This is a genomic window from Actinomadura geliboluensis (genome assembly GCF_043197915.1).
Lineage (GTDB): Bacteria > Actinomycetota > Actinomycetes > Streptosporangiales > Streptosporangiaceae > Spirillospora > Spirillospora geliboluensis.
Genome location: NZ_JBICUA010000014.1, coordinates 11,838 through 36,741 on the forward strand (window position 1 = coordinate 11,838; position 24,904 = coordinate 36,741).

Annotated in this window: 22 protein-coding genes; 9 read left to right on the forward strand and 13 right to left on the reverse strand. The window is 72.4% G+C overall.

Annotated features, from left to right (window positions below):
• Positions 1-26 precede the first annotated feature (26 nt).
• Both ACGFI1_RS36470 and ACGFI1_RS36475 read left to right on the forward strand, forming a co-directional pair.
• A complete protein-coding gene (locus ACGFI1_RS36470) occupies positions 27-860 on the forward strand; it encodes a universal stress protein (RefSeq protein WP_392791975.1) in 834 nt (277 codons plus the stop codon).
• 126 nt (positions 861-986) lie between these two features.
• On the forward strand, positions 987-2,249 hold the full coding sequence (locus ACGFI1_RS36475) for an NADH:flavin oxidoreductase/NADH oxidase family protein (RefSeq protein WP_392791977.1): 1,263 nt from the start codon (positions 987-989) through the stop codon (positions 2,247-2,249).
• 13 nt (positions 2,250-2,262) lie between these two features.
• Here ACGFI1_RS36475 and ACGFI1_RS36480 read toward each other — a convergent pair whose 3' ends face one another.
• The 3 genes from ACGFI1_RS36480 to ACGFI1_RS36490 form a co-directional block, all read right to left on the reverse strand.
• Complete coding sequence (locus ACGFI1_RS36480; protein ID WP_392792345.1) at positions 2,263-3,450, reverse strand: hypothetical protein; 1,188 nt, start codon at positions 3,448-3,450, stop codon at positions 2,263-2,265.
• Positions 3,447-4,781, reverse strand: a complete 1,335-nt coding sequence (locus ACGFI1_RS36485; RefSeq protein ID WP_392791980.1) for a hypothetical protein — start codon at positions 4,779-4,781, stop codon at positions 3,447-3,449. The genes ACGFI1_RS36480 and ACGFI1_RS36485 overlap by 4 nt, the downstream gene beginning before the upstream one ends.
• Before the next feature lie 701 nt (positions 4,782-5,482).
• A complete protein-coding gene (locus tag ACGFI1_RS36490; protein ID WP_392791982.1) occupies positions 5,483-6,019 on the reverse strand; it encodes a TetR/AcrR family transcriptional regulator in 537 nt (178 codons plus the stop codon).
• Between the two features lie 35 nt (positions 6,020-6,054).
• On the opposite strand from ACGFI1_RS36490, the gene ACGFI1_RS36495 reads away from it, so the two are divergent.
• A complete protein-coding gene (locus tag ACGFI1_RS36495) occupies positions 6,055-6,450 on the forward strand; it encodes a hypothetical protein (protein WP_392791984.1) in 396 nt (131 codons plus the stop codon).
• Between the two features lie 170 nt (positions 6,451-6,620).
• On the opposite strand, the gene ACGFI1_RS36500 is transcribed toward ACGFI1_RS36495, so the two are convergent.
• Positions 6,621-7,280, reverse strand: a complete 660-nt coding sequence (locus ACGFI1_RS36500) for a DUF998 domain-containing protein (RefSeq protein ID WP_392791986.1) — start codon at positions 7,278-7,280, stop codon at positions 6,621-6,623.
• A 125-nt stretch (positions 7,281-7,405) separates the two neighbouring features.
• Between ACGFI1_RS36500 and ACGFI1_RS36505 the strand changes: the two genes are divergently transcribed.
• Positions 7,406-7,837 (forward strand): RidA family protein, encoded by a 432-nt coding sequence (locus ACGFI1_RS36505; RefSeq protein ID WP_392791988.1) that lies wholly within the window; start codon positions 7,406-7,408, stop codon positions 7,835-7,837.
• Between the two features lie 200 nt (positions 7,838-8,037).
• Here ACGFI1_RS36505 and ACGFI1_RS36510 read toward each other — a convergent pair whose 3' ends face one another.
• The 5 genes from ACGFI1_RS36510 to ACGFI1_RS36530 form a co-directional block, all read right to left on the reverse strand.
• A complete protein-coding gene (locus ACGFI1_RS36510) occupies positions 8,038-8,352 on the reverse strand; it encodes a hypothetical protein (RefSeq protein WP_386868230.1) in 315 nt (104 codons plus the stop codon).
• Positions 8,353-8,421: 69 nt separating this feature from the next.
• Entirely contained in the window at positions 8,422-10,155 is a 1,734-nt protein-coding gene (gene cydC, locus ACGFI1_RS36515) for a thiol reductant ABC exporter subunit CydC (protein ID WP_392791992.1), read from the reverse strand.
• Positions 10,152-11,765, reverse strand: a complete 1,614-nt coding sequence (gene cydD, locus ACGFI1_RS36520) for a thiol reductant ABC exporter subunit CydD (RefSeq protein ID WP_392791995.1) — start codon at positions 11,763-11,765, stop codon at positions 10,152-10,154. Before cydD ends, cydC begins: the two co-directional genes overlap by 4 nt.
• Before the next feature lie 7 nt (positions 11,766-11,772).
• Entirely contained in the window at positions 11,773-12,891 is a 1,119-nt protein-coding gene (cydB, locus tag ACGFI1_RS36525) for a cytochrome d ubiquinol oxidase subunit II (RefSeq protein WP_387068324.1), read from the reverse strand.
• 26 nt (positions 12,892-12,917) lie between these two features.
• A complete protein-coding gene (locus tag ACGFI1_RS36530) occupies positions 12,918-14,330 on the reverse strand; it encodes a cytochrome ubiquinol oxidase subunit I (protein WP_392791999.1) in 1,413 nt (470 codons plus the stop codon).
• A 393-nt stretch (positions 14,331-14,723) separates the two neighbouring features.
• Here ACGFI1_RS36530 and ACGFI1_RS36535 point away from each other — a divergent pair, with 393 nt between their 5' ends.
• The 3 genes from ACGFI1_RS36535 to ACGFI1_RS36545 all read left to right on the forward strand — a co-directional run bounded on the left by ACGFI1_RS36535 (position 14,724) and on the right by ACGFI1_RS36545 (position 18,065).
• Positions 14,724-15,401 (forward strand): TetR/AcrR family transcriptional regulator, encoded by a 678-nt coding sequence (locus tag ACGFI1_RS36535; protein ID WP_392792002.1) that lies wholly within the window; start codon positions 14,724-14,726, stop codon positions 15,399-15,401.
• Between the two features lie 88 nt (positions 15,402-15,489).
• Positions 15,490-16,416 carry an ABC transporter ATP-binding protein gene (locus ACGFI1_RS36540; protein ID WP_392792005.1) on the forward strand — a complete coding sequence of 309 codons (927 nt, stop codon included), beginning with the start codon at positions 15,490-15,492 and terminating at the stop codon, positions 16,414-16,416.
• Positions 16,413-18,065 (forward strand): ABC transporter permease, encoded by a 1,653-nt coding sequence (locus tag ACGFI1_RS36545; protein ID WP_392792008.1) that lies wholly within the window; start codon positions 16,413-16,415, stop codon positions 18,063-18,065. Before ACGFI1_RS36540 ends, ACGFI1_RS36545 begins: the two co-directional genes overlap by 4 nt.
• A gap of 35 nt (positions 18,066-18,100) precedes the next feature.
• On the opposite strand, the gene ACGFI1_RS36550 is transcribed toward ACGFI1_RS36545, so the two are convergent.
• A complete protein-coding gene (locus ACGFI1_RS36550; protein WP_392792011.1) occupies positions 18,101-18,541 on the reverse strand; it encodes a CBS domain-containing protein in 441 nt (146 codons plus the stop codon).
• Positions 18,542-18,937: 396 nt separating this feature from the next.
• Here ACGFI1_RS36550 and ACGFI1_RS36555 point away from each other — a divergent pair, with 396 nt between their 5' ends.
• Positions 18,938-20,332: an alanine/glycine:cation symporter family protein gene (locus tag ACGFI1_RS36555; protein WP_392792014.1), complete on the forward strand. Its 1,395-nt coding sequence runs from the start codon at positions 18,938-18,940 to the stop codon at positions 20,330-20,332.
• Positions 20,333-20,360: 28 nt separating this feature from the next.
• Here ACGFI1_RS36555 and ACGFI1_RS36560 read toward each other — a convergent pair whose 3' ends face one another.
• The 3 genes from ACGFI1_RS36560 to ACGFI1_RS36570 all read right to left on the reverse strand — a co-directional run bounded on the left by ACGFI1_RS36560 (position 20,361) and on the right by ACGFI1_RS36570 (position 23,847).
• Complete coding sequence (locus ACGFI1_RS36560; RefSeq protein ID WP_392792016.1) at positions 20,361-21,647, reverse strand: cation:proton antiporter; 1,287 nt, start codon at positions 21,645-21,647, stop codon at positions 20,361-20,363.
• A gap of 180 nt (positions 21,648-21,827) precedes the next feature.
• Positions 21,828-22,490 (reverse strand): potassium channel family protein, encoded by a 663-nt coding sequence (locus ACGFI1_RS36565; RefSeq protein ID WP_386868209.1) that lies wholly within the window; start codon positions 22,488-22,490, stop codon positions 21,828-21,830.
• Positions 22,483-23,847, reverse strand: coding sequence for a TrkH family potassium uptake protein (locus ACGFI1_RS36570; protein WP_392792018.1), 1,365 nt, complete (start codon positions 23,845-23,847; stop codon positions 22,483-22,485). Before ACGFI1_RS36570 ends, ACGFI1_RS36565 begins: the two co-directional genes overlap by 8 nt.
• 304 nt (positions 23,848-24,151) lie before the next feature.
• On the opposite strand from ACGFI1_RS36570, the gene ACGFI1_RS36575 reads away from it, so the two are divergent.
• On the forward strand, positions 24,152-24,823 hold the full coding sequence (locus ACGFI1_RS36575; RefSeq protein ID WP_392792337.1) for a DUF4389 domain-containing protein: 672 nt from the start codon (positions 24,152-24,154) through the stop codon (positions 24,821-24,823).
• Positions 24,824-24,904 lie beyond the last annotated feature (81 nt).

Below are 24,904 nucleotides of genomic sequence, written 5' to 3' on the forward strand. Positions count from 1 at the left end.
GGAAGCGGGCTGAGGAGGAGTGGGCGATGCCGGGTCCGGTCGTGGTGGGTATCGATGGGTCTGTGCATGCGTGGCGGGCACTTGATTGGGCGGCGGACTATGCCGACCGCCGTCAGCGGCCGCTCCTCTTGGTGCACGGCTCGCGTGCTCTGCTGGACGAGGGGACGATCCCGCCGGACGCGCTGCGCCGCCTGATCGCCGAGCGCGAGGACTTGCTCAATGAGGCCCGCCAGTACGCGCTGAAGCTGCGCCCGGAGGCCGACGTCCAGACGCGGTTGGTTCCGGCCGACCCGGCCCGGACGCTGGTCGAGGAGAGCGAGCACGCGGACCTGGTGACGGTGGGATCGCGAGGTCAGGGCGGGTTCGAGGGCCTGCTGTTCGGCTCCGTCGGCCTGTACACCGCCGCGCACGCCCGCTGCCCGGTGCTGGTGGTGTCGCGTTCGGCGGCGTACCCGTCCGACGCGCCGGCGGAGATCGTGATCGGGATCGAGGGGGTGGACGGCGAACGCGACTTCATCGAGTGGGCGTTCAAGGAAGCCGCCTCTCGCGGTTCGAGGATCCTCGCCCTGCACGCGGTGGGCGGCGAGTTCTCGCCGCGCCGCCGGGTGATCGAAGACCTGGAGCTGTCGGAGTCCCTGGCCGGTTATCGGGAGCGGTACCCCGACGTCGCGGTCGACCAGCTCGTCTCCGAGCGGCCCGCCGCGCGGGCGCTGGTGGAGGCGTCCGAACGCGCGGGACTGGTCGTGGTGGGTGCGCGACGCAGGCGCGCCCCACTGGCCGGAATGGCGCTGGGCCGGGTCAACCACACGGTGCTGCATCACGCCCGATGCCCGGTGGTCGTCGTCCCCAACCGCGACTGAACCCCGGTTGGGGGAGGCATGGCGCTCTCGACCACGTAGGCTCCCGCAGAAACGCGATCTACGTGCCGGGGGCGGCGGGACCTCGTCCCGCGGCGGCACGGCGCAGGCGGCCGCGAGGAGTGAGCCATGAGTTCCACCCCGACCAGTCCTGACGGTGACCTGGGCGGTCCCCTGACCCTGCGGTCGGGCCTGACCTTGCCCAACCGGCTCATGAAGTCGGCCCTGAGCGAGGGGCTCGCGGGGGTCGACGGCGCGCCCGGCGGCCGGCTGGAGACCCTCTACCGCCGATGGGGGACCGGCGGATACGGCCTGCTGATCACCGGAAACGCCGTGGTCGACCGCCGGCATCTGAGCGAGCCCGGCAACGTCGTCATCGAGGACGACCGCCACCTGCCCGCGCTGACCCGCTGGGCGGAGAGCTACCACGAGAGCGGCGGGCCGATCTGGGTGCAGCTCAACCACCCCGGCCGGCAGGCCAACCGGCGCACCGGGCGGACCCGCCCGGTCGCGCCCAGCGCCATCGCGGCCCGCGTGCCCGGGGCCGCCCGGCCCAGCGCGCTCACCGACGGGGAGATCCGCGAGATCATCACGCGGTTCGGCACCGCCGCCGCCGTCGTCGAGGCCGCCGGGTTCGACGGGGTGCAGATCCACGGGGCGCACGGCTACCTGGTCACCCAGTTCCTGTCGCCCCGGTCCAACCGGCGCGACGACGCCTGGGGCGGCGACCCCGGACGCCGCCGCGCCTTCCTGCTCGAAGTCCTGCGCGCCGTCCGCGCCGCCGTCGCCCCCGGGTTCTCCGTCGGCGTCAAGCTCAACTCCGCCGACTTCCAGCGCGGCGGATTCACCGAGGAGGAGTCCCGCGAGGTCGTCCGCGCCCTCGTCGCCGAGGGCGTCGACCTCATCGAGATCAGCGGGGGCTCCTACGAGGCCCCGGCCATGATGGGCGTGATGGCCGAGTCCACCCGGGCGCGCGAAGCCTACTTCCTCGACTACGCCCGGACGGTCCGCGCCATCGCCGGCCGGACGCCGATCGCCGTCACCGGAGGGTTCCGCACCCGTGCCGCGATGGAGCGCGCCCTCGCCGACCGCGACTGCGACATCGTCGGCATCGGACGGCCCGCCTGCCTCCTGCCGGACGCGCCCCGGGCCCTCCTCGAACACGGCCGGGAACGGCTGGAGGTCCCCGCCATCGGCGTCGGCGCCCGCCGGCTGGTGGGGCGCCTCACCGACATCCGCCCCCTGGACAGCGCGCTGAACGTCCAATGGCACGCCGACCAGCTCCACCGCATGGGAGCGGGCCTCGACCCCGACCCCACCTTGGCCTGGTGGCGCACGCTCCCGTCGATGGTCCGCAACGGGCCCGCGGCCCTGCGCCCCAGGCGAGGCTGAGGGGCGCACGGGGTCAGTGCGCGGACAGTGCCTGGGCGATCTCCTGGGCCGCCGCGTACGCGCCCCGCACGGCGTGCTTCCCGTTGAGCGGGTGGCGTTCGTCCGCCGACTCGTAGGTCACCCGGACCAGCACGTTGCCGTCCCGGAAGACGACCTCGCCGGGGATGACCTCGGGGATCTGCGCGGCGAACGCCTGGTCGCCCAGGCCGGTCACGGCGCGGAAGTACTTCTCGTCGTGGACGCTGAGCGTCTCCTCCGCGCGGGCGTCGTCGTGCCGCATCACGTACTCGCGGGCGGCGAGCCGGGCGCCGTCGAACAGGTCCGCGCCCGGCACGACCGCCGCGGAGACCTCGAGTTCGCGGTCGTTCGACGTCCACGAGCAGTTACTGACCTCGGCGTCCTTGATGGCGAGGGCGCCGCCGCGCGAGCCGGGTTCGCCGGTGACGGAGTCGCCCTTCACCAGCCGGTGCAGGGTCCGCTCGGACACGGCGGCGCACAGGTCGGGGACCTTGCGGGCCGGCGTCGGCTGCGGCGCCGCGGCGATCGCGGGGTGCGCGGGCGTGCGCGAGCCCAGGGCGGCGACGGCCTCGGACGCGGCGGCGAACGCGCCCTCCTGCGCCGTCTTCTTCGGGATCGGCCAGAAGAGCGAGCGGTACTGGACGGTGACGTTCGCGTTCCCCACCCGCATCACGACCGTGGCACCGCTGGACGGGGAGACCTGCATGAACGCCTCGTCGCCCAGGCCCGTCACCACCGTGCCGGGCACGTTGGACCATTTCGGGCCCAGCGCCATCATGGCCGCCGCGACGGGCGCCCGCCCGGTCTGCGGCAATCCCGCCCGCAGCGCGGAGCCGGGGAACAGGGTGAAGCCGACCGACAGGTGCCGCTCGGACCTCCGGTCGTCCCTTTGCGACGACCACGTGCAGGTGCCCTGGGCGCCGTCCCGCGTCGTCCGCGCGTTGGGCACCAGCCGCGCGAGAGTGGCGGCGGAGATCCCGCAGCGCTCCGGGTACGCGTCGACGACCGGCCCCGCCGGGACCCGGTCGGGCCCGGCCGGCGGGTCGGGCAGCCGGTCGAGGCTGCTGGGCGACGGGAGCGCCTTCACCAGGACGACGCTGAGCACGAAGACGACGACGGCGGCGAACAGGACGGCCCCGCCCGTCCCGTTCCGCGATGCGGCGGACCGCGGCGTTCCCGTCATGACCGCAACGACCTCTCCACCGCGACGGCGACCGTGTAGGCGCTGTCGACCAGCCGGCTCCCGCTCAAGGGCGTCTCCTCATCGGCGCCCTGGTAGGACACCTCGACCAGTAGGTTGCGTTTCTGGAAGACCACGAATCCCTCGTCGCCGCTCGACGAGCTCCGCGCGACCCGGGTGACCGCGAACGCCCGGTCGCCGGGCCCGGCCAGGGGCTCGAAGCCGCTGAACTTGTCCGACCCCGGGGTCTCGCCGGCCCGCAGGTTCTCGTAGAGGCCCAGGTAGCGGCGCGCCGCCGTGAAGGCCCCGAGTCCCGGCACGCCGTCGTCCTCGACGATGATCGCCACCGTGAGGGTGCGCGACTGCCCCTGGTCGGAGTAGCGGGACGTGCGCGCCCTCCACGTACAGCCGTCCATGGACGTCCCCGGCCAGTTGAGGGCGGGGAACAGGGACGCGCCGGCCCGCCTCCGGTACGCGTCGCGCGCCACCTTCTCGACGGTGGCCGCCGGGACCGCGTCGCACGGCTTGGGGACGTGCCGCACCGGCCCCGTGACCGGGTGCTTCACCTGGCTCAGCACGGGCTGCGCGGCCGTGCCCATGCTCTTCGCCGTCTCGGCCGCCGCCGCGAAGGCGCCGTCCAGCGCCGTCTTCTTCGGGATCGTCCTGCGCTCGTCGCCCATGGCGTCCCAGCCCCGGTAGCGGACCGTCGCGACGGCGTTGCCGACACGGAACTTGACGGTCGCGCCCTCGCTCTCGGTCTCCGCCGAGTAGCGGGCGGTGGCCTCCTCGCCCAGCCCCTCCACGATCTCGGGCCGGGCGGAGCTCCGCGCGAGGCCCGGCGTCTCGTCCATCTGCCGCAGTGCTTCGCTGATCGGCGACTGGAGCCGGCTCTCGGCGAGGGCGATGTCGACGTTGAGGACGCGCTCGTTGCGGAAGTCGCCGGTGCAGAAGTCGCACTTGGCCTTGCCGTCGTCCAGCGAGTACCACATGCAGCTGCCCGGTCCGCCCTGCCGGAAGAGGCCGCCCTTCTCGGCGTCGGGGTCGGAGCCGGGCGCGAGCCTGGCGGCCGTGGCCTTCGACACCCCGCAGTTGGCGGGCGGCTTCCTCACGATCCGGCCGACGGGAACGGGGTCGGCGGTCGCGGGCGCGGCGGTCAGGGGCCCGTCGGAGATCCCGCCCGGCCCGGACCGCTGCGCGGCGACCGCGGTGACGGCGGCGGCGACGCACAGCACGAGCGCGAGCGCCGCGGCCACCGCCGCGCGCCGCCACTTGCGGTCCGTCCGCAACCGGTGCGCGAGACCGGTGGATTCGGGATCGGTATCGGGAGCGGGCATACGAACTCCAGGCCGGGGGCGAGTGCTGACCCCCTTGGAGTCCGCAGGGGAGGGAAAGGTTCCGCAGACCGGCGTCCGTTTTCGGCCACACCCAATCCCCGGACCGGCCGGGTGGGCGGTCAGCATGGGCGGGGGCGGTCGGGGGAGAGCGTCCGTATGGACGGGGAGGCGACGGCGGCGGAGCGGCGCGCCTGGTGGCGGAGGCGAGCCGCTTCTCGCCGGCGCACTCGGAGCTGATGGCGGGCATCAACGCGTTCCTCAAGTACGTGACCTGGCTGATCGTCCCGGCCGCACCAAGACCGTGTACGCGATCATCCTGGTGGTGCTGGTCGGGCTGGCGAACGTCCGGTTCGCGGTACCGGCCGGGATCGCCTGCGGCGGCGCCACGTTCGCGGGCTATACCTCGCCACCGAGCAGCCGCCCGGTGACTTCGCCGACCTCAGCACGACGGCGTCCGTCGCGCTGTTCGCCCTGACCCTCTGGGTCCTGGCCCTGATCGCACGGCCTTGGAACTGTGGCGGCTCGGTCTCGTCGCGGCGATGGCCGCTGCGTTCGCCGTCGTCCTGAGCGTCCCGCCGCTGCGGCACTTCTTCGCCCTGGAGGCCTGTCCTACGCGCAACGATGCCGTCGCGCTGGCGATCGCGGTCGCCGCCGCCGTGCTGCTGACCGCCGCCCTCCGCTACCTCCCCGACCTCGCGAACCTATGGCGGCGCCGGCGGGCGGATGCGGGCCCACTGTTCCGGTGCGCCGGGCACCGTGTCCTTGAGCGTCGCCCCGACGTCGTGACCGGCGTCCGCCAGCGGGGACTTGGCCTCCAGGAGCACCACGCCCACGGTCGTGCGGGCGATCCAGACGAACGCGTCCGCTCTCGCGTCGTCGTCCAACGGGCCTCGCTCCAGCGCGGCCAGGAGCCGGTCGAGCGCCGCGGCCCACGCGAGAGACAGCCGAGCATGGGAGCCGAACAGCGGGGCGATCCAGGGGTGGGCGACCATGCAGCGCCGCACGTCCCGCATCCAGGCGACGACGCTCTCGTCCCAGGGCGCGGGCTGCGGCCCGGCCTTGCCCACGTCCTCCAGGACCAGGCCGGACACCCCGGCCAGGAGCGCGTCCCGGTCGGTGACGTGGCGGTAGATGGCCATCGGCGTCACCCCGAGCCGCTCGGCAGTGGCGGCCATGGTCAGGGCTTCCAGGCCGCCCTCGTCGAGCACGCTTCGGGGGGCGAGCAGGACGTCCCGCACGGTACGACCGCGCCGGACCGGCGGAGAGGAATTCGTTGACTGCCCCACAGACCCCCTACCGCCTCGGCGAGCCGGGCGCGCCTGGCATGACCCCGCGCAGGCAGGCCGAGGTCCGCGCCTTCTACAGCGATTTCATCGCCTCGGGCGCCACCCGGCTCGAGCATGACATCGACCGGCTCGCGGTCGACCGCGACTGCGTGGTCACGGACGGGCTGATGCGGATGGCCTGCCCCGGCCGCACGCTGCTCGCCCTGGGGATCGAGGTCGACGACCCCGATGCGTTCTACCTGTACGAGACCCGGATGGCGATCGTCTGGCCGATCGACGAGGACGGCCGCATCATCGGAGAGGAGAGCTGCACCGACCGCGACGGCTTCGCCGGCATCGCCGGCCGCAAGCTCGCCCCCGCCGACATCGAGGCCCTCGCCTGAGAGCGCTTCGCAGTATCGGTTCGTCCTGATCCTGATGCCGCCCGGTACGTCCTCGCCTGCGCGGTCGAAGAGCCCGGCCGCCGACTGCCGGCGCGACCTTTCGCTTGGGTAACCGCAGCGCCGGCTCCGCGTGCCGTACCGTGCCGGACGTAACGCACGCGCCCACTTCATCAAGCGGCCGCGGCCACTGGCCGGAGTGCTCGGAGCAAGCCGTACGACCGAGGGTCGGTGTCATCCGTTCGTACTGTTTCGCCGCGTTGTGTGCGTGCGAGAAGGCGCAACGCCAGGACGGTCTGCCAGGACAACGCCGTCGTAATGGCAATGCGTTGGAACAGTCCGGCCAGGTCGCCCAGTTGCCCCGTCTGACCGAAGGCGGCGCTGGAGATGAGCATGGTGATGGCGAAGGCGATGCCGCTGAGGATGCAGTAGAGCCGCCAGCGCGCTGAACCCTGGCGCGCGAACACGAAGCATGCAGTGGTGAGCAAGGCGAACCCAGCCAGCGAGACGTAGTCGTGAAGGGCGCCGTGTGTGGTGGCGTCCGGGATCCGGTCGGGGGTCCCCACCGGGTAGCCCCCGACCGGATCGGTCACGAAGATGCCTGCTCCGAGCAGTGCGGTCCCCCACAGGCCGATCAAGAGCGGTTTCCAGGTCGAGGGGCGGGACGCACGGTGCACGCCGGTGGCGAACACGATGGTGAGCGCGGCGGCGAGCAGGAAGTTGAGGGTCTGCATCCAGCCGTCCTTGCCGAGAGCAAGTGAGCTGACGGCATGGCGAGTGTCAACATGGGTTGACGTCCGGTTGCGGGTCGCTGACATCACCGAGCACCCCATCCGCGAGCGCTGGGGCGCATCAAGGACTTCACCGAACCTTGTACGGCTCGGCGTTCCGTTTTGCGATCATGGAAGGGCTCGCACATCGCCGATCCACCCCGCCGACGAGGAGAGCGACGACTTTGGTGATCGACCCGATCGACCCGAGTGACCTGCCTGAATCATCACCGGCTTACACCCATGGCGCGCTGGTCGGCGGCGCACATCAGACGCTGTACATCAGCGGCCAGCCGCCGTGGACGACTGAGGGTGACATCCCCGCCGACTTCGACGGGCAATGCCGCTTGGCCTGGGAAAATGTGAAAACCGTGCTGGCCGCTGCTGGCATGACGGTGCAGAATCTCGCCAAGGTCACCATATATCTGTCCGACCGGCGCCACCGTGAGGCCAACAGCCGGATACGCCACGAAGTGCTCGGCGACCACCGCCCCGCAATCACGATCATCATCACCGGCATCTACGACGAGGCTTGGCTGCTGGAGATCGAAGCCATCGCCGTCGCCCCGGCACCTGCCCCCGCCCCTGACGCGGAGGATGGAACACGGCAGCGGAAATAGAATGGCGCCTCGCGGCGCGAGATCGGTGTTCTCGGACAGGAGCCCGTAGCCGGGCTCAGGTTCAGTTCATCGCGGATGGTTGCGATGAGGTCAGGGAGCGGTATCCCACCCCAGCAGAGCACAGACCAGCAGGCGCGATGGCGGGGCATCGTCCCGGTGGGCTGCCGGCATGGCGCGGGTCGTCCTTGTGGCAAACCGGATCAACCCTCCCAGCGCTGCCAGAGCATTTCGAGTCCCAATGCGATGGCGCACAGCACCCCCAGGGATCCCGGAACAGCCACGAATGCCACATGGATCGGGTCGCTCTGGTCGGGGAGGAACAGGTCGACCCATCCCAAAGTCAGCGCCAAAGCGGTCGAGATGCCGCCGATACGGGAAGCCCATTCGAAAAGGTACGTATGCCACTTCTTTGTCACCACTGATTCTCTCGACCGCACATCGATGCTGAAGAAGATCAACAGAACGGCGAGGAACGAGATCAAGCTGACCATGTCGGCCGACGGCATCTGGCGCATACCGCGACTCTAGTTTTAACGATGCGGGCCATCCGGCGAATATTTGCGCAACGCACCCGAGGTCAGCTTTCAGGTCAAAGGTGAAGAACCGTCTGACCGGCCTCGCCCTTTGCGTCGATCGGACACGGTTGTGGAAAGAGCGCCCCCATCGAGGAGGCGGCCGGATCGTAGGTGCAGGGTCTGGTCGACGGACCCGGGTGGCGGGGGAGTGTGCGTGATGAGCAGGATCCCCGGCCCGGACGTGTCGCCCAGGACGTCGGTGAGGAGGTCGCGGGCGGTCGCGGCGTCGAGGTGGGCCGCGGGCTCGTCGAGGATGAGGATCCGCGCGCCGGACAGGAAGGCGCGGGCGAGGGCGATCCGCTGGCGCTGGCCGCCGGAGACGCGGGCGCCGTGCTCGCCGACGGGGGTGTCCAGGCCGCCGGGGAGGCGGGCGATCCAGTCCCAGGCGCGGGCGCGGCGCAGCGCGTCGACGATCTCGGCTTCGGTGGCGGCCGGCCTGGCGAGGGCGACGTTGGCGCGGATCGTGGTGGCGAACAGGTGGGCGTGCTGGTCGACGAGGCAGACCGCGCGCCGGACGTCGTCCTGGGCGTAGTCGCGCAGGTCGTGGCCGTCGAGGGTGATGCGGCCCCCGTCCGGGTCACGGAACCGGACCAGCAGGTGCGCCAGGGTGCTCTTGCCCGCGCCGCTCGGGCCGAGGAGCGCGACGCGGTGCCCCGGGCGGAGGTCGAGGTCGACGCCGTCCAGGACCCAGGGGGAGTCGGCGGTGTAGCGGGCGCGCACGCCGCGGACCCGGAGCAGGTCGCCGCGCGGCGCGGGCAGCGGCCGGGCCGGGTCGGCGGCGGGCGCCGGGCGGGCGGTGAGCGCGTCGAGGCGGGCGGCGGCGCCGTGCGCGGTGAGCAGGTCGCGGGCCGCCTCCGGAAGCGGCCGGACGGCCTCGAACGCGGCCGTGGCCGCCAGGGCGAGCGCCGCGAGCAGGACGCCGGGCAGCGCGTCCCGGCGGACGGCGTCCAGTCCCGCGACCAGCACGGCGAGGGTCGTCGCGGCGGTGAGGAGGGTCGTCGAGGCCGAGGTGAACCCGGCGGTGCGGGCGTCGCGGCGGGTGATCCGGGCCAGGACGGCGTCGGCGGCGGCGATCCGGCGGAGCTGGTCGTCCACGCGGCCGAAGGCGACCAGGTCGGGGGCGCCGTGCAGGAGTTCGACGGTCTCGGCGTTGCGCGCCGCGCGGGCGGCGGCCTCCCGCGCCGCGATCGAGCGGGCGAGCGCGCCGGCCGCGGCGGGCAGCACGAGCGCGGCGGGCAGCAGGCCGAGCGCCAGCCACAGCCCGGCCGGCGGCAGCAGCCACCCGGCGGCGGCGACGGACCCGATCCCCACGGCGAGCGCGACGAGCGGCGGGACGAGGCCGCGCAGGTACAGGTGCTGGACGGCGTCGACGTCGGCGACGAACCCGCTGAGCAGGTCGCCCGAGCGGGCCCCCGGCAGGCCCGCCGGGACGAGCGGTTCCAGCCGCCGGAACCACCGCACCCGCAGCTCCCGCAGCAGCCGCAGGCTCGTGTCGTGGGAGACCAGCCGCTCGGCGTAGCGGAACACGGCCCGGGACAGGCTGAGCGCGCGCACCGCCGTGATCGCCAGGGCGAGGGTGACGGTCTCCGGGCGGAGCGCGGCACGGGAGATCAGGTAGCCGGACATGCCCATCAGCGCGACCGCAGAGCCGAGGGCGAGCGCGCCGCAGCCCGCGGACGCGGCGAACCGGTGCGCGACGGGACGGGCGGCGGCGAGCAACGCCGGCAGCGGGCGGCCGCTCACGCGAGGATCCCCGCCCGCGCCCCGGTCACGTCGATCACCTGGTCGGCGCCCGACGCCAGCCGGGCGTCGTGCGTGGCGACCACCACCGTGCGGCCGCGCAGGGACAGGACGGCGTCGGTCACGTGCCGGGCGGTGGCCGCGTCGAGGTGGGCGGTGGGCTCGTCCAGCAGCAGGAGCGGCGCGGGGCGGGCCAGTGCCCGCGCGAGGGCCAGGCGGCGCAGTTCTCCCGCCGACAGGCCCGCGCCCGCCTCGCCGACGGTGCGGTGCAGCAGCGCGCCCGCACCGGCCAGTTCGGCGGCGGCGACGGGGGTCAGCCCGCCCGGCTCGGCTGGAGTGATGGCATCGAGGACCGGTCCGGGACGCAGCCGCGGGCGCTGCGGCAGCCAGGCGATCTGCCGCCGCCACTCGTCCGGGTCGAACGCGGCGAGGTCCGTCCCGTCCACGGTGATGAGCCCGGACGACGGCTCGACGAAGCGCATCAGCAGGGCCAGCAGGGTGCTCTTGCCGGCGCCGCTGTCCCCGACGAGGACGGTCCGCGTCTCCGGGCGGATCTCCGCCGACAGGCCCGCCAGGACGGGCGGGCCGTCGTATCCGGCGGTGACGTCCGCGAGCCGGACGACTCCGAACCCGGCCGGGCGCGGGCGGGCCGGGACGGGCACGGCGGGCGGCAGCGCGAGCAGCGCCGACAGCCGCCGCGACGCGGTGAGCCCGTCGGCGGCGGCGTGGAACTCGGCCGCGAGTGCGCGCAGCGGCCCGTACAGCTCCGGCGCGAGGACGAGGACCGCCAGGCCCGCCTCCAGTTCCAGGCCGCCGCTCGCCAGCCGCAGGCCGATGCCGACCGCGACCAGCGCGGTGCCGAGGGTGGCGGCGAGTTCCAGCACGAGCGCCGACAGGAACGCGATCCGCAGGACCCGCATCGTGTCCCGGCGGTAGCGGTCGGTGGTCGCGGCGATCGCGGCCGCCTGCGCGGCGCCCCGGCGGTGGGCGCGCAGTGTCGTCAGCCCGTTCACCACGTCCAGGAAGTGCCCGCTCATCAGGGCCAGGGCCCGCCACCGCTCCCGGGTCCGGGCGCCGGTGGAGCGGCCGATCAGCGCCCCGAACAGCGGGATCAGCGGCAGCGTGACCGCCATGACCACCGCCGACAGGACGTCCTGGAAGGCGACCCAGACGAGGATCATGGGCGGCGCGAGCGCGGCGGTCGCCAGCTGCGGCAGGAACCGGGCGACATAGCCCTCCAGCGCCTCCACGCCCTCGGTGGTGACGGTCACCGCCTCTCCGGACTGCACGCTCCCCGGACGCGCCCGCACGACCCGGCCGAGCACCCGTCCGCGCAGCTCGCGGACCATCCGGGACGCGGCCGTGCGGGCGCCGGTCTCCCGCGTCCAGCCGATCGCGGCGCGCGCCGCGCCCGCCGCCGCGAAGCAGACGAGCGCCGGCGCGACGTCCCGCACCCCGCGGTGCCCGAGGAACCCGGCGGCGACGATGTGCGCGAACAGCACGGCCTGCGCGATGGTCAGCGCCGCCGAGCAGGCGGCGAGCACGCCCGCCGCCGCGAGGAACCGGCGGACGCCGGGGACGTCGCGCGGCAGCCGGGGATCGGTCGCGCGCATCCGCGGCCTACTCCCCGCCCCCGGCGGACGCGCCGCCCGACGACGCGTCGCCCCGCTTCCCGCCCCGCTCCCGGGTGATCATGTGCAGCGGGGTCGGCGGGCGGGTGAAGTCCGCCCGGGAGAGCCGCGCCCGGAACACCCACAGCGCCCACACCTGGTAGACGAGCACGACCGGCACGAACAGCGCGGCGATGATCGTCATGGCGACCAGCGAGTAGTGGTTGGACGCGGTGCTGTAGATCGTCAGGCTGGGGGAGCCGGGCGTGGACGAGACCATGACCCGCGGGTACAGCCGGGCGAACAGGGCGGCGACCAGCAGCACGGTCGCGACCGACGTGCCGGCGAACGCGGCCATGGGGCGGTTCAGCCAGGCGAGCGGGCCGGCCGCGGCGGCCGCCGCCAGGCTCAGGCCGAGCAGGACGAGCATCGGCACCGGGTACGGCGCCGACGCGTGCGCCTGCACGGCCGTCCAGACCGTGAACGCGATCAGCAGGACGGCGGCGGCCGGCCACAGCGCCAGAGCGAAGCGGCGCGCCCGCGCGTCCAGACCGTCCTCGGTGCGGACGGCGAGGAACAGCGCGCCGTGCACCGCGAAGGCCACGACGAGCGCGAGCCCGGCGAGCACGGAGTAGCCGCTGAAGAGCGCGCCCTCGCCGGCGGTGACGTCGCCGAGGTCGTCCATCGGCACGCCCCGGGTGATCGAGGCGAACACGACGCCCAGCAGGAAGGGGATCGCGGCGCTGGCGATCGGCATCGCCACGTCCCAGCGGCGGCGCCAGGACAGGTCGTCGTGCTTGTTGCGGTACTCGATGGCGACCCCGCGCACGATGAGCGCGACCAGGATCGCGAAGAAGATCAGGTAGAAGCCGGAGAACATGCCGGCGTACCAGCCGGGGAACGCGGCGAAGGTGGCGCCGCCGGCCACGATGATCCACACCTCGTAGCTGTCCCACACGGGCAGGATCGTGGCGAGCAGCGCGTGCCGCTCCGGGTCGTCGCGGCCGAGGAAGGGGTAGAGCATCCCGACGCCGAAGTCGAAGCCGTCGAGCAGGAAGAACCCCATCCAGAGCACGGCGATCAGCACGAACCACAGCGTCTGGAGGTCGAAGTGCCCTGCGGTCTCCATGGTGGTGCGCCTCCCAGCGGGCCGGGTCAGTAGAGCATCGGCGGCAGTGCGTCCTCGCGGGTCACCCCGGGGGCGGCGGGCTCGGGGCCGGTCCTGATCGCGCGGACCATCAGCCAGCCCATGATCGCGGCGAGCACCCCGTAGACGGCCGCGAAGCCGGCCAGCGTCGCGATCACCTGGCCGCTGCCCACCCGGGGGGAGATCGCGTCGTGCGTCCTCAGCAGCCCCTGGACGATCCACGGCTGGCGCCCCATCTCGGTGAGCAGCCACCCGGCCGTGTTGGCGAGGAACGGCAGCCCGAGGAACGCGTAGGCCGTCAGGGCGAACCAGCGGGACCGCCGCCAGCCGCGCCGGCGGATGATCCACAGCCACAGGACGCTGTACAGCAGCAGGAGGAACCCGATGGTGATCATCACGCGCCAGGACCAGTAGACGCTGCCGATGATCGGGGTGTAGTCGCCGGGGCCGTACCGCGCCCGGTACTCGCGCTGGATGTCGTTGATCCCGCGGATCTCGCCGTTCCACTCGTTGGTCGACAGGACCGACAGGCCGTGCGGCAGGACGATGTCGACGTCCGTCCGGTCCGGGTGCTTCTCCCAGGGCCCGATCGCCAGCAGGGAGAGCGGCGCCGGCGCCTGCGTCTCGTACAGCGCCTCCGCCGCGGCCATCTTCATCGGCTGGTCCTTGACCAGGATCTGCGCCTGGAAGTGCCCCACGAGGATCACGACGACGGATGCCCCGGCCGTCACCCGCAGTGCGCCGCGCGCGGCGGCGCGGAACAGCGTCGCGTCCGGGTCGTGCCCGCCCTCCCGCCGTCCGCGGCGCAGCCGGTACGCGGACGCGGCGATCACCAGTAGTCCGGCGGTGATGAGCGAGGCGGCGATCGTGTGCAGGAAATGGGTGATCTGCAGCGGCTGCAGGAGGACGGCGCCGAGCGAGGTCATCTCGGCCCGGCCGCCCCGCATCGCGAAGCCGACGGGGCGCTGCATCCAGCTGTTGGCCGCCAGGATGAAGTAGGCGGACGACGTCGTGCCCGCCACCACGAGCCAGATCATCGCCAGGTGCAGGCGCGGGGACAGCCGGTCCCAGCCGAAGATCCACAGCCCGATGAAGGTGGACTCCAGGAAGAACGCCACCAGGCCCTCGATCGCCAGCGGCGCGCCGAACACCGCACCCACGAACCGGGAGTAGACCGACCAGTTCATGCCGAACTGGAACTCCTGCACGATCCCGGTGACGACCCCCAGCGCGAAGTTGATCAGGAAGAGCTTCCCGAAGAACCGCGTCATCCGCAGGTAGTGCTCCTTGCCGGTGCGGTGCCACGCGGTCTGCATCCCGGCGACGAACCAGGCCAGGCCGATCGTGATCGGCACGAACAGGAAGTGGTACACGATGGTCACGGCGAACTGCCACCGGTCGAGGACCGCCGTCGTCTCCACCGTGCGCCCTTCCCTGATCGTGGGAGATCCCGGCGGACGAGCACCTGCGGGCGGTGAATCCGCCTTCACCGGGATGCACTGGTCACATTTCCCCGGCCGCCCGTCCCGAAAGGCCCCGCACGGTCAATCGTTGATCAAGTTGTGCCCGTGCCTGGAAGCTCACTGGGCGACATGCCTGTACGCCGGGATATCTCCTCAATGTCCGTTTCTATCTCAGGGGTGCCTCCAGAACCGGGGTGCCCGCACGTACTTGGACGTGGCCACGGCAGGCGCCCGGCGGTGGGCTTGCCAAGAGGTGCTACAGGGGACGCCTGGAGGCTTTTCAGTATTTCTTCAAAGCTGTTTTCTGCGGGCGCCTTGCTGATCATTGAACGAGCGTTTAGCGTGGTCTCCGTGCGAACGCGGGACACGTCCTCGGAGGGCGACGCCGACCTCGGCGCCGCCGCCCGCATCCGGGACGCCGCGATCGACCGGTTCGCCAGGGACGGCTTCACCGCCGGGCTGCGGTCCATCGCCGAGGACGCGGCCGTGTCCCCAGGGCTGGTCCTGCACTACTTCGGCTCCAAGCGGGGCCTGCGGCGCGCGTGCGACGAGCACGTCCGCGCGGTGATCGCCGCCGAGAAGCGCGCGGTCACGACCGACGGCAGCGCCGCCCGGCTCCTCGCGCGGCTGGCCGAGGTCGAGCGGTTCGCCCCCCTCACCCTGTACGTGGTGCGATCGCTGCGCGAGGGCGGTGACCTGGCCGCCGAGCTGTTCGAGGACATGATCGGCGACGCGACGCACTATCTGGAGGCGGGCGTGGCGGCCGGGGTGATCCGGCCGAGCCGCGACCCGGCCGCGCGCGCACGGGTGATGGCCTACCAGGCGATGGGCTCCCTGCTGATGTGGCTCACGCTGCACCCCGAGCACGCCGAACCGGCGTCCTGCGGCAAGGCGCTGCGCGCCTATGTTGAGGAGGTGACGGCCCCCATGCTGGAGATGTTCACCGAGGGGCTCTACACCGACCGGTCGCTCCTGGAGGAGTACCTCCTGTACGTCCCCGACCCGCCCCGCGACGGCTCGCAGGACTGACGCACCACACCATTTCACCGCCTTCTCAAGGCGGGCCGCCGGCATGCCCGGCATTCCCTTCTCCATGCTTTTCAGCGAGGGCTGGACAATGACCCCTGCCATCGAAATCGACGACCTGCGCAAATCCTTCGGAAAAGTGAAGGCGCTGGACGGCCTCGACCTGTCCGTCGAGACCGGTCACGTCCACGGGTTCCTCGGGCCGAACGGCGCCGGGAAGTCCACCACGATCCGGATCCTGCTCGGCGTGCTGCGCGCCGACGCCGGACGGGCCCGGCTGCTCGGCGGCGACCCCTGGGCCGACGCGGTGGAGCTGCACCGCCGCCTCGCCTACGTCCCCGGCGACGTGGAGCTGTGGCCCCACCTGACCGGCGGCGAGGCGATCGACCTGTTCGCCCGGCTGCGCGGCGGCGCCGACCCGGCCCGCCGCGACGAGCTGTGCGAGCGGTTCGACCTGGACCCCACCAAGAAGGGCCGCACCTACTCCAAGGGCAACCGGCAGAAGGTCGCGCTGGTGGCCGCGCTGGCCGGCGACGTCGACCTGCTGCTGCTCGACGAGCCGACCGCCGGACTCGACCCGCTGATGGAGGCCGTCTTCCAGGAGTGCATCCGCGAGGCCCGCGAGGCGGGGCGGACGGTCCTGCTGTCCAGCCACATCCTCGCGCAGGTGGAGGCCCTCGCCGACCGCGTCTCCATCATCCGTAACGGCCGCATCGTCGAGACCGGCACGCTGACCGAGCTGCGGCACCTGACCCGCACCACCGTCACCGCGACCACCGACCGGGACGCCCGCGCCCTCGCCGAGCTGCCGGGCGTCCACGACCTGCGCACCGAGAACGGGCAGCTCCGCTTCGACGTCGACGGCGATCACCTGGCGGCCGCCGTCCGGCGCCTCGGTGAGCTGGACGTCCAGGCCCTCACCGCGCACCCGCCGACCCTGGAGCAGCTGCTGCTGCGCCATTACGGCGACGAGCTCACCCGCACCGGCAACGGCGCGGCCGCGGGGAGGACGTCGTGACCGCGACGACCCTGCCCGCACCCGTCCGCAGCGCGTCCGGGGGAGCGCTGGCGGGCACCGGCGTGCTGCTGCGGTTCATGCTGCGCCGCGACCGCGTCCGGTTCCCCGCCTGGACGCTCGGCCTGGCCATGCTGATGGGCTACTTCACCACCGCGCTGAAATCCGTCTACTCCACGACCGAGCAGCTGGAATCGGTCAGCTCGTTCTCCACCAGCCTCGCCGGGGCGATCTTCGGCGGCCCCGGGTACGGCTACGATGCCATCACCCTCGAACGGTTCCTCTCGGGCCAGTACGGGCTGTACATCATGCTCGGCGCGGCGCTGATGGCGCTGCTGACCGTCACCCGGCACACCCGCGCCGAGGAGCGCTCGGGGCGCGCCGAACTGGTCCGCGCGAACGTCGTCGGACGGTCCGCCCAGCTGACCGCCGCGCTGATCCTCACCGCGCTGATGTGCGCCACCGCCGCCATCCTGGTCACCGCGATCATGCTCGCCGCCGGTTACGCCGCCGCTGGGTCGGCCCTGTTCGGGGCGTCCGTCGGCGCCGTCGGACTCGTGTTCGGCGGCATCGCCGCGACCGCCGTGCAGGTCTTCGCCTACCCCCGCGGTGCCTCCGGACTCACGGGAGCGGTCCTCGGCGCCGCGTTCGTCGTCCGGGGCATCGGCGACATGGCGGCCGTCCAGGACGGCGGCGGCTCCCGGCTGTCGTGGCTGTCCCCGCTCGGCTGGTCGCAGCAGACCGCGCCCTACGTGCTCGACCGGTGGTGGCCGCTGGCCCTCTCCCTGGCCTGCGCCGCCGCGACCGCCGCCGCCGGGTACCGCCTCGCCGGCCGCCGCGACCTGGACGCGGGGCTCGTCCCGCCGCGACCGGGCCCGCCCCGCGCCGCCGCCTGGCTCCGCACCGCGCCGACCTTGGGGTTCCGCCTCCAGCGCGCCGCGATCACCGGCTGGAGCATCGCGCTCCTGGTCGCCGGTGCGGCCTACGGCGCGTTCGCCCAGCCGATGGCCGACGGGCTGGACGACGCCCCGGAAGACCTGATCGCCGTCATGGGCGGCGGCGGGGACCTGGTCGTCGGCTACCTCGGCATCATGGGCCTGACCATGGCGTTCACGGTCGCCGTGTTCGCGATCCTGGCCGTGCAGGCGGTGCGGGGCGAGGAGTCGGCCGGACGCACCGAACCCGTCCTCGCCACCGCCGTCGGCCGCACCGGCTGGCTCGGCGGCAACCTCGCCGTCACCGCGCTCGCCGTCCCGTGGCTGCTGTTCCTCGCGGGCCTCGGCACCGGCGCGGCCGCCGCCATCGGCACCGGCGACGCCGCGCTCCTGTGGAAGACGATCCTGGGGCATATCGCCCACACGCCGGCCGTGTGGCTGCTCCTCGCCGCCGCCGGCCTGCTGTACGGGGCGCTGCCCCGCGCGGTGCCGGTCGTCTGGGCCGTCCTCGGCTACGGCGTCGTCGCCGGGTTCTTCGCCCCCGTCCTCGACATCCCCGGCGGCGCGGTCGACCTCTCGCCGTTCGCGCACGTCGGCGAGTACCCGCGCGAAGACGTAAGCGCCGCGGCGGCCGGGATCCTGACCCTCGCGGCCGCGGCCCTCACGGCACTCGCGCTGTGGGCGTTCCGCCGCCGAGACCTCACGACCACGGCATGACGGCGCACCCGCCCGCCCGGCGGGGCGGGCGGGTGTCACGCGGCCAGCAGCCTGTCGAGCAGCGCACCCCAGCTCACCGCCCCCAGCACACTGCCGTCGCCGGCCACGACGGCCACGATCGGGCACCCCGTGCTGGTCATCGACGCCGCCGCCTCCAGCACCGTGGCGTCCGGGCCCACCACCGCCGACTTACGGCGGCCGGGCGGCAGGCAGTCCCGCACCGGCCGGTCGGCGCACTCGCTCAGGAACCCGTCGGCGTGCTCCTCGTCGATGACGCGCGCCAGTGCCGCCCGCTCGCCCACGTACGGCGGGACCACCAACCGCAGCACCTCGGTCACCGAGAGCACCGCCACCAGACGCTCCCGGCCGTCCACCACGACCAGACCCGGGACCTTTCGACGCCACATCGCCCGTACCGCGTCCAAGACCCGGTCATCCAGCCCGACGACGGGGACCTCGTCAGCAAGCTCACGCACCAGCACCGGAACCTCCGCTGCACGCTTCTCCGAGGTCGGACGACCCCGGAGGCCGACCCGGCTTCCCGGCACTCCAGCCGCCACTGTAAGCGCGCCGCTCCGGACTGCCAACCTGCCCATGACGGATGCTCGCCCATGGTGCACGGAGGGCACATGCGGGCCGGGCTGCCGCGTCGGCGAGGAGGTGCTCGCCGACGCGGGGTACACGATCCTGGCGGTCTGGCGCTCGGCGACGACTACGCGGCCATCGCCGCCGCCATCACCGACTTCATGCGATCCGGGGCCGGGCCGTCCGGGGCACCGCGCCCGACGGACCCATAAAGGATCTTCACAAGACCGAAATGCCGGGTTACGGTCCAGGGAAGTTCCCGAAGCCCCTCGCCCCCCGGTGGTTCCATGAAGTCGCTTGAGACCTTCCTGTCCGATGTCAGCACTTTCGTCTGGGGACCGTGGCTGCTGATCCCGCTGCTGCTGCTGACCGGCCTCTACCTGACGATCCTGCTCCGCGGCCTGCAGTTCCGGCATTTCCGGCTGGCCTTCTGGCTGGCGTTCTTCAAACGCAAGGAAGACGACGACGTCCCCGGCGACATCGCGCACTACCAGGCGTTGACGACGGCGCTGGCCGCCACGGTGGGCGTCGGCAACATCGCGGGTGTGGCGACCGCCATCGCGCTGGGCGGGCCGGGCGCGGTGTTCTGGATGTGGTGCACCGGCCTGGTCGGGATGGCCACCAAGTACAGCGAGGCCTACCTCGGCGTGCGGTTCCGCCGCACCGACGCCGCCGGTGAACAGAGCGGCGGACCCATGCACTACCTCCGGGAGGGCATCAAGGGGCGCCTCGGCTGGTTCCTGGGCGGGTTCTTCGCGATCGCCGGCGCCGTCGCGGCGTTCGGCATCGGGAACATGGTGCAGGCCAACACCGTCGCCGAGAACGTCGAGGACGAGTGGGGCCTGGCGCCCTGGGCGACCGGCGTGATCGTGACCCTGCTGGCCGCCGCCGTCATCCTGGGCGGCATCAAGAGCATCGGCCGGATCACCAGTGCCTTCGTCCCGGTGATGATCGTGTTCTACATCGTGGGCGCCGCCGCGGTGCTGGCGTACGAGATCGAGGAACTGCCCGGCGCGATCGGGCTCATCTTCAGCGACGCGTTCTCCGGGACCTCGGCCACCGGCGGCTTCGTGGGCGCCGGGGTGGCGGCCGCCGTCCGTTACGGCGTCGCGCGGGGCATCTTCTCCAACGAGTCCGGGCTCGGCACCGGCGGCATCGCCGCCGCCGCGGCCAAGACCACGCACCCGGTCCGGCAGGCGCTGGTGTCGATGACCCAGACCTTCATCGACACCCTGGTCGTGGTCAGCTTCACCGCGCTGACGATCCTGGTGACCGACGCCTGGAAGACCGGCGGCAAGGACGAGGCGGCCACCTTCACCGCCCGCGCCTTCGACGACGGCCTGCCCGGCGACTGGGGCAGCGTCATCGTCACCGTGGGCGTGCTCTTCTTCGCCTTCTCCACCCTGCTCGGCTGGTCCTACTACGGCGAGCGCTGCATGGAGTACCTGTTCGGCAGGCGGGCCGTCCTGCCCTACCGGGTCATCTTCATCGTGGCCATCTACGTCGGCTCGGTCTCGACCCTCACCGCCGTGTGGACCTTCTCGGACGTGATGAACGGACTGATGGCGCTGCCCAACCTGATCGGCCTGGTGATCCTGGGGCCGCTGGTCTGGCGGGAGACCCGCGCCTACTTCCAGGACCGGTCGACGGAGGAGAGGTCCACGACCGAGGCCAAGTCCTGATGCCGATGCCGCCGATTGCGGCGCCTGCTCATTCCGGACGTTCGCGGGCGGCGCCGCCGGAGTCCGCCGGCGGGTCGGCCGCGTCCGGTCCCGGCGCGGCGCGGCGGGTCTTCTGCAGGCGTGCCCGCGCTCTGCCGTGCCACGCCGGCACCTCGCGTTCGTCGTCGAAGCTGCGCGCGACGATGATGTCGGTGGAGGAGTGCGCGAGGATCGACAGCGCGATGGTGGCGCCGACGAGGTGGAAGATGTGGTCGCCGGCGGCGATCCCCGACTCCAGTACGAGCAGGCCGTAGACGACCGAGGCGAAGCCCTTGGGGCCGAACCACATCACCGCGGCCTGCTCCCGCATCGTCAGCCGGGAGCGCAGGAACGACACCCAGATCGCGACCGGCCGCGCGACCACCAGCGCGAGGACGGCGAAGGCCCAGCCCGCCCAGCCGACGTCGCCGAGGAACGCGGGGGACAGCAGCGCGCCGAACACCAGCAGCGCGGCGAGCTTGAGCAGTTCGGCGACCAGTTCGCCGAACTGCTCGAACGCCTCCCGGTGCTCGTGCCCGACGGTGGCGACGGTGACGCCGGCGGCGAACGCGGCCAGGAACAGGTTGCCGTGCGTGGCCTGCGCCGTCGCCAGCACCAGCAGGCCGATCGCGACGGCGTTCAGCGGCTCGTACTTCGGCGCGATCGCGAACCACCGGGTCCGCACCAGCATGATCGCGCCCCACGGGATCGCCACCCCGATGGCGAGCCCGCCGGCCAGTTCGCCCGCCAGTTCACCGAAGTGCAGGTCCTCCTCGCCCTGCGCGATCGCCAGGAAGACCACCACGAACGGCAGGATGAGCCCGTCGTTGACGCCCGACTCCACGTTCAGCAGGTGGCGCAGCCGCGGCGGCACCTTCTCGTTGCCGACGAGCGCGGCCGCGAACACGGGGTCGGTCGGGGTGAGGACGGCGGCGATCAGCAGCGCCTCCACCCAGCCCAGCCCGACGAGGTAGTGCGCGAAGAGCGCCGTGATCCCCAGGGTCAGCGGGAGGCCCCAGCCCAGGGCGCGTCCGGGGAGCCGCCAGGCGCTGCGCAGGTCGTGCCAGCCGGCGTGCATGCCGTCGGTGAACAGCACGGCGAACAGGGCCAGCTCCGCCAGCCGCGACACGATCTCGTCCCCGGGCTGCAGGGAGACCAGGCCGGTGACGCCGTCGCCGAGCAGGAACCCGCCGACCAGGAACAGCGCCGCCGTCGACAGCACGGTCCGGTGCGCCAGGTTCGACACCAGCACCGCGAGCAGCAACATGGCGGCGAAGGCGAGCAGCAGGTTCGTCATGGGGGTCTTCCGGGGTCGGCGACAGTAGCGCCGACCAGACTTCCCGGCTCACCAGGCCACGACACTAACGGGATTCGGAGGCGCTTTCCACGCTCGTTTCCCGCCGCATCCCGTGGGCCCGTCGTCGCGTGCCGCGGCGAACCCGGTCGCACCGACGCCGGTCTTCGGCGATCGGCCTCGTCACCGGCGCTCGGCGAAGCGTTCGGCCTCGGCGATGGGCCCGGCGACCAGGATCACATCGCCGTACTGCAGGACGGTGTCGGCGGTCGCGTAGGTGAACTGCTCACCGACCGACTTCACGGACACCACCGTCACCCCGTGCCGGGAGCGCAGGCGGGTGTCTCCCAGCGGGACGCCGACGATGTCGCGCGGCGGATGCGTCTTGACCAGCGCGAAGTTCTCGTCCACCTCGATGTAGTCGAGCATGCGGCCGCTGACGAGATGCGCGACCCGCTCTCCCATGTCGCTCTCGGGCAGGACGATGTGGTGCGCGCCGATCCGCTCCAGGATGCGCTTGTGCTGATGGGTGACGGCCTTGGCCCAGATGTCGTCGACCTCCAGTTCGGTCAGCAGCGACGTGGTCAGGATGCTGGCCTCAAGGTCGCCGCCGATGGCCACCACCGCGCGGTGGAACTCCGCGACGCCGAGTTCACGCAGCGCCTGCAGGTCCGTGGCGTCCGCGGTGACGACATGGGTCAGCTGTCCCGCCAGGGCTTGGACGATCTTGGGACGGTGGTCGATGGCCAGCACCTCGCTGCCGCGCCTGGCCAGTTCCAGGGCCAGCGCGGTGCCGAACCGCCCCAGCCCGATCACCACGACGGGGTCGTTCCTGTGGTCAGCCAACGATGGGTCGCTCCTCCGGTAGCTCGTAGCGTTGCGCGCGCTCGCGCAGTGCGAGCGCGGTGGCGAACGTCAGCGGGCCGATGCGGCCGATGAACATCAGGCCGATCAGCAGCAGTTGCCCGCCGGCCGGGATGTCGGCGGTGATGCCCGTGGACAGGCCGACGGTGCCGAACGCCGAGGTGACCTCGAACAGCACCTGGTCCAGGGAGTACGAGGTCAGCGTGAGGAGAGCGAAGGTCACGCTGGCGACCAGGCCGAGGCTCAGCAGGACGATCGCCATCGCCTGCCGCTGGGTGCCGTCCGGGAGCCGGCGGTGGCCGACGTTCACCCGCGGTTCCCCGCGCATCTCCGCCCACAGCACGAACGCCAGCAGCCCGAAGGTGGTGACCTTGATGCCGCCCGCGGTGCCGGCGCTGCCGCCGCCGATGAACATCAGCACGTCGGTGGCCACCCAGCTCTCCGGCCGCATCTGGGCGATGTCGACGGTGTTGAACCCGGCCGTGCGCGGCATGACCGCCGACGCGAAGCCCGCCAGCCAGCGGGCCGGCGTGGGCAGACCGCCCAGCGTCTCCGGGTTGTCCCACTCGGCGGCCGTCAGGATGAGCATGCCGCCGGCCAGGAGCACCGCCGTCATGCCCAGGGTGACGCGCGTGAGGACCGTCCAGACGCGAGGACGCCGCCAGTTGCGCGCCAGGTCGAACACCACGGGGAAGCCGAGCCCGCCGACGATGACGGCCGCGCAGATCGCCAGCGTGATCCACGGGTCCGCCGCGAAGCGGACGAGGTTGTCGGGCCACAGCGCGAACCCGGCGTTGTTGAACGCCGACACCGCATGGAAGACCCCCAGGTAGAGGGCGCGGCCGACCGGTTCGCCGTAGCCGAGGACCAGCCGGACGGTCAGCACCGCCGCGATCAGCGCCTCCGAGACCAGGCTGAACACCACCACCTGCCGGACGACGCGCCGCACGTCGGTCATCCGCATGGTCTTGGTCTCGAGCTGGGCCGCCATCCTCGCCCGCAGCCCCAGCCGCCGCGACAGCAGGATCGCGAACAAGGTGGCCAGCGTCATCAACCCCAGCCCGCCCACCTGGATCAATCCCAGGATCACGACCTCACCGAACGACGACCAGTACGAACCGGTGTCCACGGTGATCAACCCGGTGACGCACACCGCCGACGTCGCGGTGAACAACGCGTCCCGCCAGTGCGCCGCGTCCCCGCTCTCGGTCGCCTGCGGCAACGACAGCAGGAGCGTCCCGGCGGCGATCACGACGGCGAACCCGCTGACCACCACCTGCGCCGGATGCTGGAACCGCTCCAGCACCAGCGACCCGCGCGGCCTCCGGACCGGCGACAAACGATTCCAACCAGACAGGGCGGCTCCCCAACCAGATCACTTCCGCACCGACCACATACCACCACACCCCACGCCGAACCCGGCAACCGATGGCTCCACCGCCACCCTCGCACCGCCGGGAAAGCTGACTGGGTCTGGGGCCAACGCCCCACAGAGGGCCAGGTGACCTTAGTCCCTCAGGGGCATGGACATTTATCCCTACAGCCTGGCGGCTGTGGGGGTGACGCTCGGAGTAGGTGGTGTCCGACCGTCATCGGGCGGCCGGGGTGCCTGACCGAAGGAGGCCGACGTGCACGGTCAACAGATGCCGGTCAGGGTGGACGGCCGGCTGGACGAGCCGCTGTCGCGGTGGCTGTGGCTGCTGAAATGGCTGCTGCTGATTCCGCACTACATCGTGCTGTTCTTCCTCGGAATCGCGTTCGCGGTGCTCACGGCGGTCGCGTTCTTCGCGATCCTGTTCACGGGCCGCTATCCGCGGTCGATCTTCGAGTTCAACCTCGGAGTGCTGCGCTGGGCGTGGCGGGTGGCCTTCTACGGCTATGGCGCGCTCGCCACGGACCGGTACCCGCCCTTCACGCTGAAGGACGTTCCCGAGTATCCCGCCCGGCTGGACATCGACTACCCGGAGCAGTTGTCACGAGGACTCGTCCTGGTGAAGTGGTGGTTGCTGGCGATCCCGCACTACCTGGTGGTCGCCCTGTTCACCGGTGCCGCCATCGGCGGCGACGACGCGGGATGGAACGCCGTCGGCCTGGTCGGGCTGCTGGTCCTCATCACCGCCATCGCCCTGCTGTTCACCACGCGTTACCTGCGCGGCATCTTCGATCTGGTCATGGGCATGAACCGCTGGACGCTGCGCGTGGCCGGCTACGCCTTCCTGATGACCGACCGGTATCCGCCGTTCCGGCTCGACATGGGCGGTGCGGAGCCGGGCTCCGAGCCGGCGAGCACCGGGGCGGCCGGGCAGGGACGTTAGCGCCCGCGCGAGGACGGCGGGCAGCACCGACGTCGCTCCACCGAACCCGACTTCGAAACTTCAGCCGAACCGATGAAGGAG

What these genes read in the sequence shown, in the direction of transcription:
- ACGFI1_RS36470 (WP_392791975.1), top strand. Translation starts at nt 27, where the DNA reads ATGCCGGGTCCGGTCGTGGTGGGTATCGATGGGTCTGTGCATGCGTGG.
- ACGFI1_RS36475 (WP_392791977.1), top strand. Translation starts at nt 987, where the DNA reads ATGAGTTCCACCCCGACCAGTCCTGACGGTGACCTGGGCGGTCCCCTG.
- ACGFI1_RS36480 (WP_392792345.1), bottom strand. Translation starts at nt 3,450, where the DNA reads ATGACGGGAACGCCGCGGTCCGCCGCATCGCGGAACGGGACGGGCGGG.
- ACGFI1_RS36485 (WP_392791980.1), bottom strand. Translation starts at nt 4,781, where the DNA reads ATGCCCGCTCCCGATACCGATCCCGAATCCACCGGTCTCGCGCACCGG.
- ACGFI1_RS36500 (WP_392791986.1), bottom strand. Translation starts at nt 7,280, where the DNA reads ATGGGGTGCTCGGTGATGTCAGCGACCCGCAACCGGACGTCAACCCAT.
- ACGFI1_RS36510 (WP_386868230.1), bottom strand. Translation starts at nt 8,352, where the DNA reads ATGCGCCAGATGCCGTCGGCCGACATGGTCAGCTTGATCTCGTTCCTC.
- cydD (WP_392791995.1), bottom strand. Translation starts at nt 11,765, where the DNA reads ATGCGCGCGACCGATCCCCGGCTGCCGCGCGACGTCCCCGGCGTCCGC.
- cydB (WP_387068324.1), bottom strand. Translation starts at nt 12,891, where the DNA reads ATGGAGACCGCAGGGCACTTCGACCTCCAGACGCTGTGGTTCGTGCTG.
- ACGFI1_RS36540 (WP_392792005.1), top strand. Translation starts at nt 15,490, where the DNA reads ATGACCCCTGCCATCGAAATCGACGACCTGCGCAAATCCTTCGGAAAA.
- ACGFI1_RS36555 (WP_392792014.1), top strand. Translation starts at nt 18,938, where the DNA reads ATGAAGTCGCTTGAGACCTTCCTGTCCGATGTCAGCACTTTCGTCTGG.
- ACGFI1_RS36560 (WP_392792016.1), bottom strand. Translation starts at nt 21,647, where the DNA reads ATGACGAACCTGCTGCTCGCCTTCGCCGCCATGTTGCTGCTCGCGGTG.
- ACGFI1_RS36575 (WP_392792337.1), top strand. Translation starts at nt 24,152, where the DNA reads ATGCCGGTCAGGGTGGACGGCCGGCTGGACGAGCCGCTGTCGCGGTGG.